The 19,930-nt window shown below is 67.1% G+C and carries 17 protein-coding genes and 1 pseudogene; 11 read left to right on the forward strand and 7 right to left on the reverse strand.

The window, feature by feature from the left end:
* The first annotated feature begins 140 nt into the window (after window positions 1-140).
* The 6 genes from ACFVJ3_RS34925 (at window position 141) to ACFVJ3_RS34950 (ending at window position 5,650) form a co-directional block, all read left to right on the forward strand.
* Complete coding sequence (locus ACFVJ3_RS34925; protein WP_378456407.1) at window positions 141-932, forward strand: SDR family NAD(P)-dependent oxidoreductase; 792 nt, start codon at window positions 141-143, stop codon at window positions 930-932.
* 161 nt (window positions 933-1,093) lie between these two features.
* Window positions 1,094-1,609 (forward strand): YlcI/YnfO family protein, encoded by a 516-nt coding sequence (locus ACFVJ3_RS34930; protein WP_378456408.1) that lies wholly within the window; start codon window positions 1,094-1,096, stop codon window positions 1,607-1,609.
* Window positions 1,610-1,693: 84 nt separating this feature from the next.
* Complete coding sequence (locus ACFVJ3_RS34935) at window positions 1,694-2,539, forward strand: DUF4097 domain-containing protein (protein ID WP_378456409.1); 846 nt, start codon at window positions 1,694-1,696, stop codon at window positions 2,537-2,539.
* A gap of 29 nt (window positions 2,540-2,568) precedes the next feature.
* On the forward strand, window positions 2,569-3,525 hold the full coding sequence (locus tag ACFVJ3_RS34940; RefSeq protein WP_378456410.1) for an ATP-binding cassette domain-containing protein: 957 nt from the start codon (window positions 2,569-2,571) through the stop codon (window positions 3,523-3,525).
* Window positions 3,522-4,355 carry an ABC transporter permease gene (locus ACFVJ3_RS34945; RefSeq protein WP_378456411.1) on the forward strand — a complete coding sequence of 278 codons (834 nt, stop codon included), beginning with the start codon at window positions 3,522-3,524 and terminating at the stop codon, window positions 4,353-4,355. Before ACFVJ3_RS34940 ends, ACFVJ3_RS34945 begins: the two co-directional genes overlap by 4 nt.
* 38 nt (window positions 4,356-4,393) lie before the next feature.
* The gene (locus ACFVJ3_RS34950) at window positions 4,394-5,650 is read left to right on the forward strand and encodes a cytochrome P450 (protein WP_378456412.1); all 1,257 of its coding nucleotides are present in this window, start codon (window positions 4,394-4,396) and stop codon (window positions 5,648-5,650) included.
* Here the strand turns inward: ACFVJ3_RS34950 and ACFVJ3_RS34955 are convergent.
* Window positions 5,595-6,389, reverse strand: coding sequence for an alpha/beta fold hydrolase (locus ACFVJ3_RS34955; RefSeq protein WP_378456413.1), 795 nt, complete (start codon window positions 6,387-6,389; stop codon window positions 5,595-5,597). The genes ACFVJ3_RS34950 and ACFVJ3_RS34955 overlap by 56 nt on opposite strands.
* A 75-nt stretch (window positions 6,390-6,464) precedes the next feature.
* On the opposite strand from ACFVJ3_RS34955, the gene ACFVJ3_RS34960 reads away from it, so the two are divergent.
* On the forward strand, window positions 6,465-7,376 hold the full coding sequence (locus ACFVJ3_RS34960) for an amidohydrolase family protein (protein WP_378456414.1): 912 nt from the start codon (window positions 6,465-6,467) through the stop codon (window positions 7,374-7,376).
* Window positions 7,377-7,455: 79 nt separating this feature from the next.
* A pseudogene (locus ACFVJ3_RS34965) lies at window positions 7,456-8,344 on the forward strand (alpha/beta fold hydrolase).
* A gap of 9 nt (window positions 8,345-8,353) precedes the next feature.
* Here the strand turns inward: ACFVJ3_RS34965 and ACFVJ3_RS34970 are convergent.
* The 4 genes from ACFVJ3_RS34970 to ACFVJ3_RS34985 all read right to left on the reverse strand — a co-directional run bounded on the left by ACFVJ3_RS34970 (window position 8,354) and on the right by ACFVJ3_RS34985 (window position 13,918).
* Window positions 8,354-8,809, reverse strand: a complete 456-nt coding sequence (locus ACFVJ3_RS34970) for a hypothetical protein (RefSeq protein ID WP_378456415.1) — start codon at window positions 8,807-8,809, stop codon at window positions 8,354-8,356.
* Window positions 8,810-8,814: 5 nt separating this feature from the next.
* Complete coding sequence (locus ACFVJ3_RS34975; RefSeq protein WP_378456416.1) at window positions 8,815-10,761, reverse strand: primary-amine oxidase; 1,947 nt, start codon at window positions 10,759-10,761, stop codon at window positions 8,815-8,817.
* Window positions 10,758-12,248 (reverse strand): APC family permease, encoded by a 1,491-nt coding sequence (locus ACFVJ3_RS34980; protein ID WP_378456417.1) that lies wholly within the window; start codon window positions 12,246-12,248, stop codon window positions 10,758-10,760. Before ACFVJ3_RS34980 ends, ACFVJ3_RS34975 begins: the two co-directional genes overlap by 4 nt.
* Window positions 12,249-12,412: 164 nt before the next feature.
* The gene (locus ACFVJ3_RS34985) at window positions 12,413-13,918 is read right to left on the reverse strand and encodes an aldehyde dehydrogenase family protein (protein WP_378456418.1); all 1,506 of its coding nucleotides are present in this window, start codon (window positions 13,916-13,918) and stop codon (window positions 12,413-12,415) included.
* A gap of 422 nt (window positions 13,919-14,340) precedes the next feature.
* On the opposite strand from ACFVJ3_RS34985, the gene ACFVJ3_RS34990 reads away from it, so the two are divergent.
* Together ACFVJ3_RS34990 and ACFVJ3_RS34995 are read left to right on the forward strand one after the other, a co-directional pair.
* The gene (locus tag ACFVJ3_RS34990) at window positions 14,341-15,795 is read left to right on the forward strand and encodes an APC family permease (protein ID WP_378456419.1); all 1,455 of its coding nucleotides are present in this window, start codon (window positions 14,341-14,343) and stop codon (window positions 15,793-15,795) included.
* Window positions 15,792-16,547: an IclR family transcriptional regulator gene (locus ACFVJ3_RS34995; protein WP_378456420.1), complete on the forward strand. Its 756-nt coding sequence runs from the start codon at window positions 15,792-15,794 to the stop codon at window positions 16,545-16,547. Before ACFVJ3_RS34990 ends, ACFVJ3_RS34995 begins: the two co-directional genes overlap by 4 nt.
* 2 nt (window positions 16,548-16,549) lie before the next feature.
* On the opposite strand, the gene ACFVJ3_RS35000 is transcribed toward ACFVJ3_RS34995, so the two are convergent.
* Window positions 16,550-17,410: an SDR family oxidoreductase gene (locus ACFVJ3_RS35000; protein WP_378456421.1), complete on the reverse strand. Its 861-nt coding sequence runs from the start codon at window positions 17,408-17,410 to the stop codon at window positions 16,550-16,552.
* Between the two features lie 77 nt (window positions 17,411-17,487).
* Window positions 17,488-18,846: an LLM class flavin-dependent oxidoreductase gene (locus ACFVJ3_RS35005; protein WP_378456422.1), complete on the reverse strand. Its 1,359-nt coding sequence runs from the start codon at window positions 18,844-18,846 to the stop codon at window positions 17,488-17,490.
* Between the two features lie 224 nt (window positions 18,847-19,070).
* On the opposite strand from ACFVJ3_RS35005, the gene ACFVJ3_RS35010 reads away from it, so the two are divergent.
* On the forward strand, window positions 19,071-19,928 hold the full coding sequence (locus tag ACFVJ3_RS35010; RefSeq protein ID WP_378456423.1) for an SGNH/GDSL hydrolase family protein: 858 nt from the start codon (window positions 19,071-19,073) through the stop codon (window positions 19,926-19,928).
* Window positions 19,929-19,930 lie beyond the last annotated feature (2 nt).

Below are 19,930 nucleotides of genomic sequence, written 5' to 3' on the forward strand. Positions count from 1 at the left end.
CGCCGCCCAGGGAGGTTCCGGCCGTTATTCGCAGGCCACTGTTCAGCGCGGGTGCCGGCGACGAGGGCGTGGATCTGGTCGCCCACCCACCCCGGAAGCGACCGTTGACACACGCCACCCGGTCCACGACATTCGTACTCATGGACGATCACCTGGTCGACGGCAAGGTCGCGCTCGTGACCGGCGGCAGCCGCGGAGTGGGTCGAGGCATAGCGGAACATCTGGCGTCGGCCGGAGCGACGGTGTACGTCACCGGACGCACGGTGCACGCCGCGCACTTGCCTGCCGGCTGCATCCCGGCCACCTGCGATCACACCGATGACGAACAGGTCTCCGCTGTCTTTCGCCGCGTGACCGCGGAGGCGGGGCGGCTCGATCTTCTCGTGAACAACGTGTGGGGTGGCTACGAGCGCATGGTCGACAACGGCCGGTTCACGTGGGGCCTACCCTTCTGGGAGCAACCGACCTGGCGATGGGATGCAATGTTCGCCGCCGGGGTCCGAGCGCACTACGTCGCCGGCACATTCGCGGCCCGCGTGATGGTCCCCCAGCGATCCGGGCTCATCGTGAACATCTCGTTCTGGGCCGCGCAGAAGCACATCGCGAATGTGCCGTACGGCGTCTCGAAAGCCGCGACCGACAAGCTGTCCGCTGACATGGCGCACGAGCTCCGGCCACACGACATCGCCGTGGTCTCGCTCTATCCGGGTCTCGTTCGGACGGAGAAGGTGATGGAGGCCGCGGCGTACCTCGACCTGTCGAACTCCGAGTCACCACAGTTCATCGGCCGTGTCGTCGCCGCGCTGGCCGCCGATCCCCAGATAATGACGAAGTCCGGACAGGTTCTGGTCGCGGCCGCCATGGCCGAACGCTATGACATCACGGACGTGGACGGCGCTCGACCGTCACCGTTGACCTTGGGGCAAGTCTGATCGGAGGTCCTGACGGTCCCGGTCCGTGCGACGTTGCGTTCCACCGCACCCGCTTCTGACCAGCACTTTCCCTCCGAGAGTCACTACTCGGTGCCACATGGCACCACAATTGAGCCATCAAACCCTTGCGCTGGTGCCACATTGGTGCCATTCTTGGCACCATGGATTTGACACCGTATGTGAGCAACCTCGGACGTGAATTCGCCACCCTCGCCGAAGCCGGCGGTGAAGAATCCCGTGCGTTGGTCGAGCGCCTGACCGGGTCGCTCGAGTCGGCGATCCGGATGACGCTGCTGGACGCGCTGTCCGCTGCGACGGACGAGATCACCCAGGATCTGGCCCCGGGATCGGTGGAGCTGCGCCTGCGTGGACGCGATCCGAACTTCGTCGTGAACGCACGGCCCGCCGAGCCGATCGAGGACGCGGCCGAGGGCGATTCGGCACCGGCGGACGGCGGCACACCGATCGCCGAAGACGGCCCGACCTCGCGAATCAATGTGCGCCTCCCCGAACAGCTCAAGGCGGCGGTCGAGGAGGCCGCAGCCAAGGAGGGGCGCTCGGTCAACGCCTGGCTGGTCCGGGCAGCTTCGTCCGCGCTGCAGCAACCGGACCGCGTCCAGCACGCCCAGCAGCGCGGCAAACAGACCAAGCAGAGCCTCACCGGCTGGGTGCGCTAGCCGCACCGCCTTCCACCACACCACACCCACACCACGTCCCCGACCTGCGGGGATGTGTCACCCACCCATCATGAGGGGACAGCCATGCCCAATTTCGATACACCCGAACCGATTTCCGTCACGCTCGAGCTCGGCGTCGGCAATGTGCGGATCACCGCGAGCGACCGCACCGACACCACCGTCGACGTGCGCCCGAGCGACGAATCCGATGAGTCGGATGTGCAAGCCGCCCAACGGGTCCGCGTCGAGTACGCGAATGGCGTGCTCCAGGTGACGGGGCCGAAAGCGCGCGTTCTCGACTTCTCCCGCAAGAGCAGGTCGGTGGAGGTGTCCATCGACCTGCCCAGCGGCTCGCAGGTGTCCGGCGAGGTGCAGGTGGGAGACCTCAGCGGCACGGGCCGGCTCGGGCAGTGCAGGTTCAAGACCTCTACCGGGAACGTCCGGCTCGAGCAGACCGGTCCGTTGCGTGTGGACACCGCGGCCGGTCACGTCACCGCGGACGGCGTCGCAGGCAACGCCGAGATCCGCACCGGCTCCGGGAAGGTCCGCATCGGCGAGATCGAGGGCTCCGCAATCGTCAAGAACTCCAACGGCGACACCACGATCACCACGGTGACCGGCGACGTGCAAGTGCGCTCGGCGAACGGCGACATCTCCGTCGACCGGGCCGGGGCGAGTGTCGAGTCGAAGACGTCGAACGGCAGCATTCGACTCGGCGAGGTGGCCCGTGGCTCGGTCGAGCTCGGGACCGCGATGGGCGACCTGGAGATCGGCATCGCCGAGGGTACCGCCGCCTGGCTGGAGGTGAACACCAAGTTCGGGCAGGTACGCAACCTGCTGGACAACACCACCCGGCCCGAGGCGTCCGACGAGATCGTCGAGGTCCGTGCGCACACCTCGTTCGGCGGCATCACGATCCGCCGCTCCTGATCCACTTCTGCCCTCGAGAAAGGAAAACCATGACCCCCAGGCAATCTCAGCCGGCCATCGCGGTGACCGGGTTGCGCAAGTCGTTCGGCGACCACGTCGTGCTCGACGGCATCGACCTGACCGTCCCGCAGGGAACGGTCTTCTCACTGCTCGGCGCGAACGGCGCCGGGAAGACCACCACGGTCAACATTCTGTCTACCTTGATCAGCGCCGACACAGGTGACGCCCGAGTCGCCGGCCACGACCTCACCCGCGAATCCGACGCGGTGCGCGCCGCGATCGGTGTCACCGGCCAGTTCTCGGCGGTGGACAACCTGCTCACCGGCAAGGAGAACCTGCTGCTGATGGCGGATCTGCACCACCTCACCCGCAGCGACGGCCGGCGGCGCGCCGCCCAGCTGCTCGAACAGTTCGACCTCGTCGACGCGGCCTCGAAGCCCGTCTCGACGTACTCCGGAGGCATGCGACGGCGGCTCGACCTCGCGATGACCCTGGTCGGTAGCCCGCGAGTGATCTTCCTCGACGAGCCGACCACTGGCCTGGACCCGCGCAGCCGCCGGGGCATGTGGCAGATCGTCCGGGACCTGGTGGCCACCGGCGTCACCATCTTCCTGACCACCCAGTACCTGGAGGAAGCCGACGAGCTGGCCGACCGGATCGCGGTCCTCGACCACGGCCGACTGGTCGCCGAGGGAACCGCGGACGAGCTCAAGCGCCGCATCCCCGGTAGCCACGTCCGCCTGCGGTTCGCCGACCCGCACGGCCTCGAAGAAGCCGAGCGCGTCCTCGGTCAGGTCTCGCGCGACACCGACACGCTCGCCCTGCGTGTGCCCAGCGACGGCAGCCTCCGCTCGCTGAAGGCCCTGATCGACCGGCTCGACGACCAGGCGATCGAGGTCGACGAGTTGTCCGTGCACACCCCCGATCTCGACGACGTCTTCCTCGCTCTCACCGGCAACCCCCACAACGAGAAGGTGACCTCATGATCAGCACCCCTGCCCACACCCTCGCCGGGCCGGCCCCGGCGGACCTCCGGTTCCACCCGCTGCGTGACTCGGCAACGATGCTGCGCCGCAACCTCAATCACATGCTGCGGTACCCGTCGATGACCGTGACGCTCGTGGGAATGCCGGTCGTCTTCCTGCTGCTGTTCGTCTACGTGTTCGGCGGCACGTTGGGCGCGGGGCTCGGCGGGGTGTCCGGCGGGCGCGCCGAGTACGTCAACTACGTTGTGCCCGCGATCATCCTGATGACCGTGACGGCCGCGGTCCAAGGGACAGCGATCTCGGTCGCGATGGACATGACCGAGGGCATCATCGCCCGGTTCCGCACCATGCACATCGCCCGCGTCTCGGTGCTGACCGGACACGTGCTGGGCAGCGTGATCCAGGCGATGCTCAGCGTCGCGATCGTGATCGGCGTGGCGTTGCTGGTCGGCTTCCGGCCCACCGCAGGGGTGGGCGCGTGGCTGGCCACGGCTGGTTTCCTGGTGGTGGTGACGTTCGCGCTCGTCTGGCTCTCCGTCGCGCTCGGCCAGGTCAGCAAGACCGTCGAGGCCGCGAGCAATGTGGGTATGCCGCTGATTCTGCTGCCCTTCCTAGGCAGCGGGTTCGTCCCCACCGACTCCATGCCTGCCGGGCTGCGCTGGTTCGCCGAGTACCAGCCGTTCACCCCGATCATCGAAACCCTGCGAGGCCTGCTCATGGGTACCCCGATCGGGAACAACGTATGGATCGCGCTCGGCTGGTGCGTCGTCATCACCCTCGGCGGATACCTTTGGTCGACAAGGCTTTTCAACCGCGAGTACTCGCGGTAGCGGCACCCGCAACTAACACTGCCACGAGAGGAAATCCGATGACTGAAACAGTCGCCATCCCGTACGGCCTCCCCATGGAACGCGATGCGGGCCCCTTCGACCCGCCCCGGCAGATCACCCGGCTGCGCGAGGCCCGCCCCGTCAGTCCGATGGTCTTCCCCGACGGTCACGAGGGCTGGCTCGTCACCGGCTACGACGCGGTCCGCCAGCTCATGGCCGACACCCGGTTCAGCTCCCGCCAGGACATCGGCGTTCTCCACCTGCCGTACGAGACCCCCGGCATGCCCGCCGCCACCGAGCCGTCCCCGCAGATGCCGGGCGTGTTCATCGCGATGGACCCGCCGGACCACACCCGGATGCGGCGCAAACTCACCGGCGCCTTCACCGTCAAACGCATGAAGCAGCTCGAAGACCACATCATCGACGTCGCCGAGCGGCAACTGGACGAGATGGCGCGCCTGACCCCGCCGGTCGACCTGGTCAGGGAGTTCGCGCTGCCGGTGCCCTCACTGGTGATCTGCGAACTGCTCGGTGTCCCCTACGCGGACCGGGAGAACTTCCAGGTCAACTCCGCCAAGTTCCTGGTCAAGGACCAGCCGCTCGACGAGAAGATGGCCGCGTACAGCGCACTGACCACGTACCTGGCCGAACTGGTCACGCGCAAGCGCGCCGCCCCCGGCGAAGACATACTGTCCGATCTGGCCCGCGACGACGATCTCACCATCGAGGAGCTGACCGGCGCCGCCTTCCTGTTGCTGCTCGCCGGCCATGAGACGACCGCCAACATGCTGGCGCTGGGCGCCTTCGCGCTGCTGGAGAACCCCGAGCAGCTGGCGGAACTGCGCGCAGACCCGGACCTGCTCCCCGATGCCGTCGAGGAACTTCTGCGCTACCTATCCGTTGCCGACATCTTCTATCGCTACGCCACCGAGGACATCGAACTCGGCGGCGAAACAATCCCGAAGGGATCGACGGTCGTTGTCTCGTTGCTGGCCGCGAACCGCGACCCGCAGCGCTTCGACAACCCCGACACCCTGGACATCCGGCGCAAGGCGCGCGGTCACCTGTCCTTGGGCCACGGTGTCCATCTGTGCCTGGGCCAGCAGCTGGCCCGCATCGAGATGCGGGCCGGTTTCGAGGGGCTGCTGCGCCGCTTCCCGACCCTGGGGCTCGCCATCCCCGCCGGCGAGGTGAGACTCAGGACCGACATGAACATCTACGGCGTGCACGAACTTCCGGTCACCTGGACGAAGAGTGATCGAGCCGATCCAACCAGTCACCGAGCAATGCGGTGAGTAGTTCGGGCCGCTCGTGCATGAGCGCGTGGCCGACGTCCTCGACGACCGCCAGGGTGGCGTGCGGGTAGCGCTCGACCAATTCGGCTGCATCGGCGTACCCGACGACCGAATCGCGGCGGCCGGCCACGATCAACGTCGGCCCCGAGAACACGCTCGACCCGACGTCGACCGTCCACCCGGCGAAGATGGGCCCGAGGGCATCCTCGTCGACGAGCGTCGTACCTGGCACCACATGGTCGCGGTAGCGGCGAGCGGTGGCCGGTGTGCGCACGACGAAGTACTCGTCGAACCCCGCCCACTGCGCACGTTCGAGTTCGTCGTAGGCATCGGCGTCCCGGCGAACCACGGCGTGGTCGGGCACGTTTCGTGACCGCTCGGTGACCGGACACAACAACGCCAGAGCGAGCACCGTGTCCGGTCGCTGGGCGGCCACGCCACGAGCCAGGTAGGCGCCGTAGGAATGTCCAACCAGGATTACCGGGCCCGCGCCCAGGCCGTCGATGAAGTCACCGAGCAGCGTGACCACATCGTCGTTGCAGGTCAGGCCGCCGGTTGTCGAGAGGCCCATTCCCGGCAGGTCCGGGTAGATCCGTCGGTATCCCGTACCGGGAACGATGGCCTCGATCGCCGCCTCGATCTCACGATGATCCACGCCGGCGCCGTGCAGCGCCACGAGCGGCACGCCGGCGCCGTGCTCGACGTAATGGACCAGGGCTTCGTTGATCCGGCGCTCCATGTCAACACCTTAACGATCCACACCGACCACGGGTCGCGCTCGACCAATTGCCGGTCCCCCGTCCACAACTGAAATATGCTGCGTGAGGTGGACATTGTCGATGCTCATCATCATTTCATCAACCTGCCCGACCTCGTGTACCCGTGGATTGACAGTCGCCCACCCGCGCTGACCGCCTTGCTGCCGAACTACTACGACGCCGCGCACCGGTACCTGCCGCACGACTATCGGGCACAGGTCGAGGGGATGCCCGTCACGGCCTCGGTCGCGTGCGAGTTCGGTGCAGCAGACGGTGTCGCGGAGGCCATCTGGGTTCAGCACTGCGCCGACCGCGTCGGTGTTCCGAACGCCTTCATCGCGGCCGTGCAGCTCGATTCAGTCGATCTCGCAGGCGTTCTCGCGCGATATCGGGATCTCCCGGTGGTCCGGGCCGTGCGTCAGCCGCTGTACTGGGCGGCCGACCCCGTCAAGCGCCTGGGTGCGCGCGGCGACTACCTGTCGGACCCGGCCTGGCTGCGCGGATTCGAGCAGGTCGCCGACGCCGGGCTGGTGTGGGATCTACTCGTATACGACGAGCAGCTACCCGCCACGCACGAACTCATCGCTGCGTTTCCCGACACCACCTTCGTGTTGGAAGCGGTCGGGTGGCCAATCGACCGCACTGCGGAGGGCTTCTCCCGTTGGGAAGAACGCCTCACGGCAGTAAGTCAGTTTCCGAACGTCGTTCTCAAGTTCCAGGGAATCGCACTCATCTTCGGAACATCCCTGGAAGCGATCGGGAGGTGGATACGGACGGCGCTCAGAATCTTCGGCGCTGAGCGATGCATGTTCGCCTCTCATTATCCGATCGACCGTCTGCTGTGGGATACCGAAACCATGGTGTCCACCGTCCAGGCAGCACTCGGCGACTTGTCGTCGGCAGAACAGGCACTCTTCTTCGGCGAAACCGCACGACGGGTGTACCGCCTGCCTCCCGGCGAAGCCTAATATGAGGGAGATCGAGTACCTGCAGTTTCGACGCCGCCAATCCAGTTTCGGCGTCCGGCCAACACTGTGAGGAGCCCACGTGACACGAGAGGGAAGTATCCGGGTCGGCGACCGGACCATCACGTATCTCGAAGCCGGTGACCCGGGCGGACCACTCGTACTGCACAACCACGGCGGACCCGAGCCGACTGGAGGCCGAGCTGTTCGATCCGTACGCGAAGGCCAATGGACTGAGATTCGTGTGCGCGGACAGGCCGGGCATCGGCGGGTCCGATCCTCCGCCGGGCCGCACCTTCGAAGGCTGGACCGATGACCTCCTGCTGCTGGCCGACTCCTTCGGCGCACATCGATTCGCGGTAACCGGCTGGTCCGAGGGTGGACCCTGGGCCCTGGCGGCCGCCGCGTATCTGGACCCCGCGCGCCTCGTCGATGTCGTGTGCATCGCCGGTGGCAACTACGGAACGTTCGGATCGAACTGGGCCGCGCAGTATCTCAGCAGCGTGGACGCGCTGGGCGGCCGCCTGGCGCTTCACTTCCACCCCGGCTTCACACTCATGTACGACGTGCTCGGTATGAGTGCCACACACTTCGCGGATCGCTACGCGAAGGCGATCATGCAGTCGGCGTGCACCGCGGATCGGGAGGTGCTGGCTGACGAGGAGGTCCTCGACGCGTTTCTGAGGGCAGGGCGCGAATGCTTTCGACACGGCGCGGACGGACTCGTCGTCGACGCCACGATGCTCTACAAGGCCTGGCCGTTCGACATGACGAAAGTGACGCGCCCCGTCCATTTCTGGCAGGGCAGCGCCGACACCCTGGTGCCTGAAATCATCAACAAGACCGTAGCGGACAAGACCCCGGGAGCTGTCTGGCACCCGATCAGCGGTGGTGGTCATTTCATTGCCGTCAGTCACGCGAACGACATTCTCGCACTGGTGGCGAACAACCTTGCACCGGTTCAGAACTGACGCTCTTCGTCAGTGGGGGACGCCTCGGCCGTCGAGCCGAGTCTGGTAGAACAGCACCGTCACGGCGACCACCGCTTCGAGTGCGGCGGTCGCGAGTGCCGCCGCCATCGGAGTCGACATCGAATGACCCATCGAAGCCGACGCTGCCGCATGCATCGCGTGCCCGTGATGGCCGCCGCCACCGGCACCGGGACTCATCACGGTGAGGTGCAGCGCGATCATGCCGACGTTCATCAGCGCGACGAGCCCCCAATCCCGTTGCGAACCGCGCACCCACAGGTGCCGCGCGCAGTACAGGCATCCGAAGATCATCGCGACGGTCACCAGGCCGATCAACGGCGAGGACGTCGCATGCTCACCGAGCGACGCGGCGTGGAGCCCTGCCGCGGCGACCGCAAGGGCCGCGGCCGCCCGCCGCAACCAATGGCTGGTGCGGCGGACGGTCGGAGCGTAGACGGCGGACACGACTTCTAACCTTCGCAGCAGTGCTTCGCGGTGCTCGCCGGCACGTCGAGCGCGGGGTTGCGGTCGAAGAATCCGACCGGCTTGAGCTTGAACCCGGCATAGTCGACCGGCATGACCGGCCAGTCCTCGGGCCGGGGGAAGTGCGTCAGCCCGAACGTGTGCCACAGCACCAGGTCTTCGCCCTCGATGTCGCGGTTGCCCGCCACGAACGAGGGCAGACCGGCCTGGCCCGGGTGCTGGTTGACGAAGTCGCCTGCGGGATAGCGCTCGGACTCGTCGTATTGCGTGACCCACAGGTGCTTGGTCGCGAACGCGGCGCGAGAGGCGATCGAACTCGACGGGTCTGCCAGGAGCACCGGCTGCCCCTCCGGGTGCAGCGCATACCCGACGTCCTGACCCAGGCGGTTCCGCTTGGTGGGATTGGTGATGTGCCAGACCCTGGCCTTGAGGTTGTCGGCGGTGCGCTGCCCCTCGGATTCGGTGGTCAGCTTCGTCTTCTGGCAGCGGAAGGCATTGCCCCACGGGTTCTCCGGTCCCATCGGGACGGGCACGGCATCCACCTCCTCGACCGTGTTCACGTTACCGTCGACGGCCATGTCGAGTCGAGCGGAGAAGAGGTGCTGGTGGAACGGGGCGCCGAGCCCGGGTGCCATCTGGGTGGAGAATCCCTCCGCGCCGCGGTACGCGGACGTGAAGACGATTCCGGTGGCCTTCGCCTCGAGTTCGATGGTGCCGTCGAGGTAGAGGTACCAGTAGAAGCCGTAGTCGTAGTTGCCGATGGTGAGGAAGAACGAGATGACCAGGCGACGCGAGCGGCGGGTCTCGGTCATGCCGTTGAACATGTCCGTGTGCTTCCACAGGACGCCGTAATCCTCCTCGTGGAGGCAGATCGCGTTCTTCATGACGCGCGGGTCACCGGACTCGTCGGCGATCGTGACGTCGAAGTACTGGATCTCGCCGAGGCAGTCGCAGCCGAGTTCGAGCGAGTTGGTGTACCGGCCGAACAGGTACTCACCCTGGTCGAAGTAGTTCTGCCAATAGCGGACCGGGGACGGATCGGCGTAGGGAACCACCATCTCGGCGATCGAGGCACGGTAGATCACGGGTCGCTCGACTCCGCCGTCGTCGAACGAAAGCTGGTGCAGTGTCAGGCCCTCGCGCACATCGAAACCGAAGCGGAACTTCCAGTCGGCCCACGTGATCTCGTTGCCGTCGACGGAGAAGCTGGCGCCCTCGGGCTGAGTGATCTCGATCGGCTTGAGGTCGGTGCGGGTGGGTGTGGCGTGCGGTTCGGCGTTCCATTCCCCACGCTCGGCGGGGACGGGAAGCTCGATCTCGTCGACCACCTTCACGACGCGACGCTCGGTGAGGTCGACGTAGGCCACGACCCCGTCGATGGGGTGCGCCCACGGCAGATCCGCCTTGTCATCCTGATGGAAGGCGAGGACACGGACGATGCGGTGCCCGACCTCGTCCTCGTGACCGAACACGCCGGCCGACAGGGGAACCGCCCGGACCTTCGACGGTTCGATGCCGCGCTTCGCCATCGCCGCGAGCCAGTCGGAGCTGCCGAGCAGGAACGCCTCGATGTCCTCGAATTCCTCGTCGAGGATCGGGACGTGGCCGTCGGTGGCGGCATCGACAGTGGTCGAGCTGATCACACGGTTCTCCGTCACCGACACGACGAGATCGGTGCCGATGCCGGTGGATCGATCGAGCAGCAGGATCCGGGCGCGTCGCTCGATCAGGTCGCCCGGCGTGAATGCGAGGACAGTGGACTTGTGCGGCTCGGCGAGTGCGACGAAGACGAAGCGCACGTTCTCGCCGATCAGTCCCTCGTCGGTGAGGAGCGCCTTCGCCGAACGGATCTCGTCCGCGGACAACGGAGTGAGCGGATGATCCGGGGCGGCGGAACCGACGGTGGCCGGGGTCTCGGTGGTGGCGGTACTCATCGTGCGATCTCCTTGTCGATGATGGTGTCGTTCGTGTCGTGCTGCGGTAGAGCGGTGTCGTGGCGTGCGGCGTGGGGTCGGAGCACGGCGACGGCTGCTCCGCCGGCGAAGGTCCCGACGAGCAGGACCCCGATGACGGCGGCGAGAGTGCTCGACCCGCCGACGAGAAGGGGAAGGTTGGCGACCGTCATGATCAGGAGCCCGGCCAGGCCGACGAGTCCGAGCAGTGGTGCGATCACCGTGTTCCACAGCCGCCGGTCCACCCGGGTCCGGCCGAAGTAGACGAGGACGGCCACGGAGGTCAGGGTCATCAGTGCGACGATCCCGACCGAGGACACACCGGCGAACCAGGCGAACACCTCGGTCACCGGGTCGAGTCCGGCAACGGCGGACGCGACGATCAGGACGAGAGCGGACACCGTCTGCACGACCGACGCGACGTACGGCGACGCGTGCTTGACGTGCGAGCGGCCGCATCCTGCGGGCAGGGCCGCGCTGTTCCCGAGGGAGAAGATGTACCGGGAGAGCACGTTGTGGAAGGACAGCAGTGCGGCGAACAGGCTCGTGATCAGGAAAATCTGGACGAGGTCGCCGGCGATCGCGCCGACGTAGCGGGTGGCGGTCTCGGTGATCATCCCTTCCGGGTTCTCGGTCGCGATGGCCACGGCGCCCTCGTCTCCCCACGCACTGACCATCGCCCAGCTCGACAGCGCGTAGAAACCGCCGATGACCAGTAACGCCAGGTAGGTGGCCCGGGGGATGGTGCGGCCCGGGTCGCGGGCCTCGTCCCGGAAGACGGCGGTGGCCTCGAATCCGATGTACCCGGCGATGGCGAAGATCAATGCGATGCCGGGTGCTCCGGAGAAGAACTCGGCGGGGTGGAACGCCGCCGTCGAGAATCCCTCGTCGCCGCCGCCCCGGACGATGACGGCGGCGTCGATGACGAGGACGATCCCGACCTCGCAGACGAGGAGTACGCCGAGCACCTTGCCGGACAGATCGATGTGCCGGTAGCCGAGGATCGCGACCACGGCCGTCACGGCCAGGGCCCACACGTACCAGGGAAGCTCGGGGCCGCCGTGAGCGGTGATGAAATCGTTGACGGCGGCTCCGATGTATCCGTACACCGCGCCCTGGACTGCGGTGTAGGACAGTAGCGCGAGGAACGCGGAGCCGAGACCGGCGTGCCGGCCCAGGCCCTGCGTGATGTAGGTGTAGAACGCGCCGGCGCCGGGGAGGTGCTTGGCCATCGCTGTGAATCCGACGGCGAAGAACAGCAACACCACCGTGCAGACGATGTACGACGCGGGATAGGCGGCGCCGTTGCCCGCTGCGATACCCAGAGGGACGGTTCCGGCGATCACGGTCAACGGGGCCGCCGCTGCGACGACCATGAACACGATGGCACCCGGACCGAGGGTGCCTGCCAGCCTGCGAGGGGTGCCGTCGCTGACCGCACTCGAGTGCGTGGGGGCGTTGGTTGTCATGGCTTCCTTCGACTTTCACGAGGAGAGGGTCTGCGTGGATGCTCCGCGGTGAGCTCTGGGACGAGCATGCGACTGCGGGTTGTCGGCGCAGTTGCCGAAGCGTCACAGTTCGTCGACAGCAAATGAGAACGCACGCAGGACGATTCTCATTCGGGTCCGAGAATCTAGAGTGCGATGTTGACGGACTTGCTCTGGGTGTATTCGGCGATGGCGCCTTCACCGAGTTCGCGTCCCCACCCGGACTGCTTGTAGCCGCCGAACGGAAGCGCCGTGTCGAAGGCATTGTGGCAGTTCACCCACACCGTGCCCGCCTTGATCTCGGCGGCCACCTGGTGGGCGCGGGACACGTCTCGGGTCCATACGCTGGCGGCGAGGCCGTAGGGGGTGTCGTTGGCGGCGGCGCGGACGCCTTCCTCACGGTTGAACGGCACCGCGACCGCGACCGGGCCGAAGATCTCCTCCTGGTACACGCTGAAGTCACGGTTCACGTCGACCAGCAGGGTGGGCTCGACGTAGAAGCCGGTGTCGCCGTGCCGCTGGCCACCGGAGAGGGCGCGGGCACCGTCGGCGAGCCCGGCGTCGATGTATCCGGTGACCTTGCCCAACTGCTCCTGGGAGATCAGCGGGCCGATGTCGTTGGTGGGGTCGAGTCCCGGTCCGATCTTCTGGGACTTCGCGAAATCGGCTACCCCGGACGTGAATTCGTCGAAGATTCGATCCTCGACGAGCAGACGCGTTCCGGCCGTGCAGGCCTGGCCGTGATTGAACAGGAACCCGCTGGCCACGCCCGGGATCGCAGCCTCGAGGTCGGCGTCGGAGAAGACTACCTGCGGGCTCTTGCCACCGAGCTCGAGGGACACCTTCTTCAGGTTCCCCGACGCGGCATTGACGATCTTCTTTCCGACCTCGGTCGAACCGGTGAACGCGACCTTGTCGACGTCGTCGTGGCTCGACAGCGCCGCGCCGATGTCGCCGAAACCGGTGAGCACGTTGAACACGCCGTCGGGGACGCCGGCCTCGGCGATCACCTCGGCAAGGAGCAGCGCGGTGAGCGGGGTCTGCTCCGCAGGCTTGAGGATCATCGTGTTCGAGCAGGTCAGCGCGGGTGCCACCTTGAACGCGGCCATCACCAGCGGGAAGTTCCACGGGATGATCTGTGCGCACACACCGACCGGCTCACGGGTGGTGAAGGCATGGAAGCGGGCTCCGGGCGCCCACGGCACCGACACGGGGATGGTGCGGCCTTCGATCTTGGTGGCCCAGCCGGCGTAGTAGAAGAAGATCTCCGCCGCCCACGTCACGTCGACGGCCTTCGCCACCGCCACGGACTTGCCGTTGTCGATCGACTCGAGCTGCGCGAACTGATCCGCCCGGGCCAGAATGCCCTCGCCGATCTTCCACAGGATCCGCTGACGTTCCGCGGGGGTGAGGGAGCGCCACGGCCCGGACTCGAAGGCCCGCCGGGCCGCCGCTACCGCCCGGTCCACGTCTTCGATGCCCGCGTGCGGCACTGTCGTGATCACCTGTCCGGTGGCGGGATCGACCGTCTCGAACGTCCTGCCCGACGCCGAGTCCACCCATCGGCCGTCGACGAACATGCGCTTCGGCGACGAAACGAAGTCGACGACCCGGGGGTCGAGTCCGGCTGGGGTGTGAACGACTGCAGTCATCATGTCCTCTTCGATGGAGTGAATGAATCTGTGAATGAATCCGGCTTCTGCAGAACACTTTTGGCGGACAATTTCGCCTCGTCGTGCTGCGGCCTGAACCCACGATAAACCCCGAATGTGTCGCCGGTCACTACTAAATCCGGATGGGAATCGGCGACTGCGGCATTCTCATTCGACTTCTCCGACCACGGCGGCGCCGATTCTCATTCCGGCTTTTCGGGTCTGCGCAGCTGATCCGCCGTGTGAGCCGGCGCAGGCTGCGAAATCGGGAACGAATTCGCCGGCCATTCTCATTCGAGGTGATCGAAAATTAATTCCGATCGGCGCATTGCGCTCGTCTCCTGCGCTAGCGTGCAACTCATGCAGCCCCGGGTTGATCACTCGCGCGGGGCCGGCCGGAAAGTGTGGAGAGCAGGTGGGTGGTGTCCGGTACACCGAGAATCAGAAGTAGATCACCGGTCGCCGGTCTCGAGCGGGCGCGTCTGAGTTTCGTCCAGGTGCTCGGGCAGTCCGTTTCCGCGGTCGCACCGTCGGCCGTGATGGTCACGCTGCCTGCTCTCGTCATACCCGACGCGGGCCGGGCGACCATCGCGGTGTTCGTCGCGGCGGCGATTCTGATGACGGCGGTCGGCTACTGCATCGGACAGTTCGCCACCCGGATGGTGGCCGTCAGCGGTCTCTACAGCTACATCGTGAAGGGACTCGGGGCGGTGCCCGGTTTCGGCGGGGGCTGGTCGCTGCTCATCGGCTACGCCGCCGCGGCCATGGCGAGCACGCTCGGAGCCGCGAGTTACCTCGCCGCGCTGCTCGGTCGAGTCGGGCTTCCGGCGGGGTCGCCCCTCATCGCAGTCCTCGCGGCGATCGTCGGACTGCTCGCCCTTCTCCTGATGGTCCGGGGCGTGACGCTGTCGGCGCGGATCATGCTCGCCATCGAGGTCTTCGCGATCGTGGCCGCCTCCGCCGCGCTGGTGGTCGCGTTCGTGCAATCGGTCCGCGAGGGCGCGACCCCGTCCGCGGGCGGCGCGAAATCGGGATCCGCCGTCGGGTTTGCCGTACTGCTCGCGATCACGTCGTTCGTCGGATTCGAGAGCGCGGGCACGGTGGCGCGGGAAGCCCGCAACCCGTTCGTCGCCGTCCCGCGCGCCATCCGGTGGACCCCCATCGCACTGGGCGTTCTGTATGTGTTCGCGGCCGCCCTGCAGTTGCCCGAGCCGGTGCGGCAGGGAGTCGACTCGCTACCGATCGTCCTCACGTTGCCCGACACGTCGGGCGCCGGTTCGTCGGCGCTGTCGATCGTCATGGAACTCGGCATCACCGCCTCCTGGTTCGCGTGTGTCCTCGGTTCGACGACGGCGCTGTCGCGCACCCTGTTCGCGATGGGCCGCGAAGGGGTGGTTCCGAGCGTGTTCGGCCGGACGCACCGCAGGTTCCACACCCCGCACGTGGCGTTGACGGTCGCGATGCCGGTCGTCGTCGCGGTGCCCGTCCTCTATTTGTTCGTCAGCGGTTCGAGCCGGGACGTCCTGATCGGACTTCTCGCCGTGTCCGCGCACGGCTACGTCCTCGCGTATGTCCTGCTGTGCGTCGCGACGCCGGCGTTCCTCCGGCGGATCGGCGAACTGACTCGGCTTCCCCTGATCATCGGCGTGCTGGCGGCGACGGCGATGGTCGCGCTGGTCGGGTGGGCGGCGTTCTCGCGAACGTATGTCGCGGGCGCAGCGACCGCCGTCTACGTACTCCTGATGCTTCTGGGCGCCGCGGTCTTCGCCATCCGCGCCAGGAGATCCCCCGGAATCGGCGAACGGATGGGTGTGTACGACGAGGCCGTGGCCGAAGACCTGCTGGGCCGGTACCGACCGTGGGAGGTTCGCCGGTGAACGCCGACGACAGAGCCCTGTCGGGGCGGCAGCCGAAGGCCGTCACCAGCGCGCTGCGGGTGCTCGAGGAGGTGGCCCGGGCGGGCTCGGGTGTCACCGCGAAGGACATCGCGGCCCGCCTGTCGATGCCGTCGGCGACCACGTACCGTCTGCTCAACATTCTCGTGGGCGAAGGCTATGTGGTGCGGCTCCCCGACCTGTCCGGGTTCGCGCTGGGCCAGAAGATCGGGATCCTCGTCGACGCCGCCGTCGTGCCCACGGTGTGTGCGGCGGCGCGTGACGTTCTCGCCGAACTGCGACTGTCGGTGCGCTTCGGGGTCCACCTGTTCTACTACACCAACGTCGCCGTCCGCACTGCCGACGCCGACCCCGAATATCCGCCGCCGGAGGACGAGTCGTTCCTCAACCAGCACCTCTACGCGTGCGCGGTCGGCAAGCTCCTTCTCGCCGAGAAGTCGGAACTCGAATCCGTGATTCCCCGTTGGGAGCCACGGGCGCTGACGGCCCGCACGATCGTCGCGAGGAGCGAGCTGCTCGCGCATCTGGACCTGATCCGAAGCCAAGGCTTCGCCACGCAACTCGGGGAGCTCCGGGACGCGTCGGCCTGCGTCGCCGTCCCCGTCCGGTCCGGAACGGGCGCGCTCGTCGGCAGCCTGGCCCTGTCGGGGCATGTCGATCACGAACACCTCATGCTGCGCCACGTCCCCTCACTGCGCGAGCACGCAGCGCGGCTGGCCCCGCTGATGGCGTAGCGCTACGGCGTCCGAGACTGACGGGCGAGCCGGCGGTCGTAGTCGGCCCGCCCGACGGGGTCGACGGCAGTGAGCGCCCGCCGGTCGTCGATCAGACGGCGGCCGAAGTCGAGGAGACGCTCCGGGACCACGGCGTCGATCAGATCCCACCCGGCGAGGTAGCGGGGCACAGCGGTTTCGGCGCGACGATGGTCGAGCGTCCGGACGATGGCGTCCGCGACGTCCTCGGGGTCGACGGTCGGCATCCCGCCGCCCAGCGGCACACCCGCCGACAGTCCGGTGCGCACCGCGCTGGGAAGAATGGTGCTCACACTGACTCCGGCGGGAGCGAACTCCGCCCGGACGGCGGCCGAGAGCCCCACCGCCCCGAACTTGCTGGCGTTGTAGACGGCCATCCCGGGCACCGGCAGCTTGCCTGCCATGGATGCGACGTTGACGATGTGGCCACGCCCGCGCTCGACCATGCCGGGCAACACCATTCGCATCCCGTGCAGCGGACCCCACACGTTGACGTTCATGGTAATCCGGCTGGTCGCGTCGGATTCCTCGAGGAAGCCGCCGAGCGGCATGACGCCGGCGTTGTTGACCAGCACGTCGATGCGGTCGCAGTCCGCCAGCACCGCATCGACGAACCGCCGCCACGACTCCGCGGAGGCGACATCCACGGTGTACGCGCGGGCGCCGATCTCGGCCGCGGCCTCGTCGGCGACCACGCGATCGAGGTCACCGATGCAGACGGTCGCACCTCTGGCCGCGAACAGTTCGGCAGTGGCGCGACCGATACCCCGGCCTCCCCCTGTCACGACGACGACAGCGCCGTCCAGGTCGATCACGGGATAGTTCCGGCCGCTGAAGATGCTCATACTTCGGAGACTAGCAGTATCTGAATTACGTCGGTAGCCCGAATTCCCTCCTGGAGGTATCGCTCGAACTGCCGACGTCAGGCGCCGACGGCCACTCCGCGCGGTGAGGGAGTGAGACTGGCGCCGCCCAGACCGAGGTGGTCGCGCAGGGTGCTACCGGTGTAGTCGGTGCGGAAGAGTCCACGCCGCTGCAGCTCGGGGACGACGAGGTCGACGAAGTCGTCGAACGTTCCCGGCGCCTGTGCCGCGGACAGGATGTACCCGTCCGCCTCCCCGCCGAGGAATCCTTCCTCGATCTGATCGGCGATCTGCGACGCCGTCCCGACGAACTGCGGCAGCAGCACACCCTGGGCGTAGAGCTTGCCGATGTCGCGCAACGTGAGGTTGTCCTTGACGCTGAGCCGGCGCGCGACGTCGAACAGCCCCTGCGTGCCCGGCACGACGACATCCTCGATCGGGGCGTCGAGGTCGTACCGCGAGAAGTCGTGATCGGTGTGCACCGACAGCGTGATCAGGCCGGAGATGGGGTCGGCGAGTTCGTTGTGGAACGCCTGCTTCTCCCGCGCGATCGACTCGGTCTCCCCGACGAACGGCACGAAGGACGGGAAGATCTTGATGTCGTCCGGGTTGCGCCCGAAGTTTGATGCACGCGACTTCACGTCCTCGTAGTAGGCCTTGCGGCCCTCACTCGTCGGGTCGATCTCGAAGATCGCCTCAGCCCAGCGGGCGGCGAAGTCCTTACCGACCGAGGAGGACCCGGCCTGGATGATCACGGGACGGCTCTGCGGTGAGTGCGGCACCGTCAACGGTCCGCGCGTCTTGAACCACTCGCCCTCGTGGTCGACGGTGCGCACCTTGTCGGGATCCGCGAACACGCCAGACGCCTTGTCCTGCACCAGGGCGTCGCGGTCCCAGCTCCCCCAGAGCTTGAACGCGACCTCGAGGAATTCCTGGGCGCGGTCGTACCGCTCGTCGTGACCGAGGTGATTCTCGATGCCGAAGTTCTGGGCCTCGGCCTGATTGAGCGAGGTGACGACGTTCCAGCCCGCCCGGCCCCGCGACAGGTGGTCGAGGGTGGCGAAGATCCGCGCCACCTCGTACGGGTGGAAGTAGGTGGTGGACTTGGTGATCGCCAGACCGATCTTCTCGGTCACGTTGGCCAGGCCCGCCGCCACCAGCGAGGGGTCGATGGTCGCCGACGCCTGCGTTCCGCTGCTCAGCGGGACCCGGATGTCGTTGCCGTACCGAACAGGTGTGGCCAGGAGATCGGCGAAGAACAGGAAGTCGAACTTTCCGCGTTCGAGTGTCTGCGCCACGCGCCGGTAATAGTCCGGTCCGAGGTAGTCGGTCTCCGACGCCGGGTGCCGCCACGCGGCGTGGGAATGGGTGACGTGCGAGGCGATGAGAAAGCCGGCGAGGTGAAGTTCACGAGACATGGTGTGCGTCCTTGATCGGTCAGAAGTCCTTGGTTCAGCCTTCGACAACACGGCGGTGGATGTCACCAATTGGACTCAGCGTGACGCGAAGTCCACGACGTCCGCGGACGCGTAGAAGCCGGAGTCCGTGGAAGTCAGGGCGATATCCGGTGCAGGGAAATATGATGAGTGATGACGAAAAACACGTCGGCCCCCCACCACCCGGTCGTCCTCGAAGCCCTCCCATGAAGTCGACTCTGTCGTCGATCCTCGCCGGGTGCGTGGTGGCGCTCGCGCTCCCGTGGGCGCATCTCCCCGTGGCCGACGCCGCGCCGGACTCCGCCATCCGGTACGTCGCATTGGGTGATTCGCGGGCCACCGGATCGCTTCACGATCCGCTGTCGATTCGAGACGGGTGTTTCCGCACATCCGACGCGTACCCGCAGATCGTCGCCGACACCCTGCGCGCGGCGTCCTACGTCAGCCGGGCGTGCGCGGGGGCGAAGACCGAAAACATCACGGAAAAACCACAATTCACCGTCACCGGGCCACAGCAACCGCAGATCGGCGCACTCCGGCCGGACACGACGCTCGTCACCGTCAGCATCGGAGGAAACGACATCGCGTGGTCGTCATTGGTGGAGCCCTGCTACACACTCGCCCCGGGGCTCGACGCGAACTGTCGCTCCGACGCCACCACGGCCCGGCGCATGAAAGACGCTCTCACCGTGCTCGGCCCTAAGGTGTCCGCCACCCTCGCTGCGATCGCAGGGAAGGCCCCCGCTGCAACAGTGCTCATGGTGGGGCACGGAGGCATCTTCGGCGACCGCGGTTGCTGGCCCTACATCCCCACGAGCGACGCCGACGCCGCCTTCGTCGTGCAATTCTTCGTGAGAATGAACAACGTTCTCGCCGACGCGGCACGCACGAACGGCGCCTACTTCGTCGACGTGGCCGCGGCCGCGGTAGGGCACGACGCGTGCGCCGGATCCGGCCAACGGTGGTTCGAAGGCCTCGTCCCCCAATCGTTCACGATGCCCCTGCACCCCACCCACGAAGGACTGAGGGCGATGGCGTCGCTCGTCATCGCGACCCGTCCATGACT

This window comes from Rhodococcus sp. NPDC127593, from assembly GCF_042671975.1.
Taxonomy (GTDB): Bacteria; Actinomycetota; Actinomycetes; order Mycobacteriales; family Mycobacteriaceae; genus Rhodococcus_F.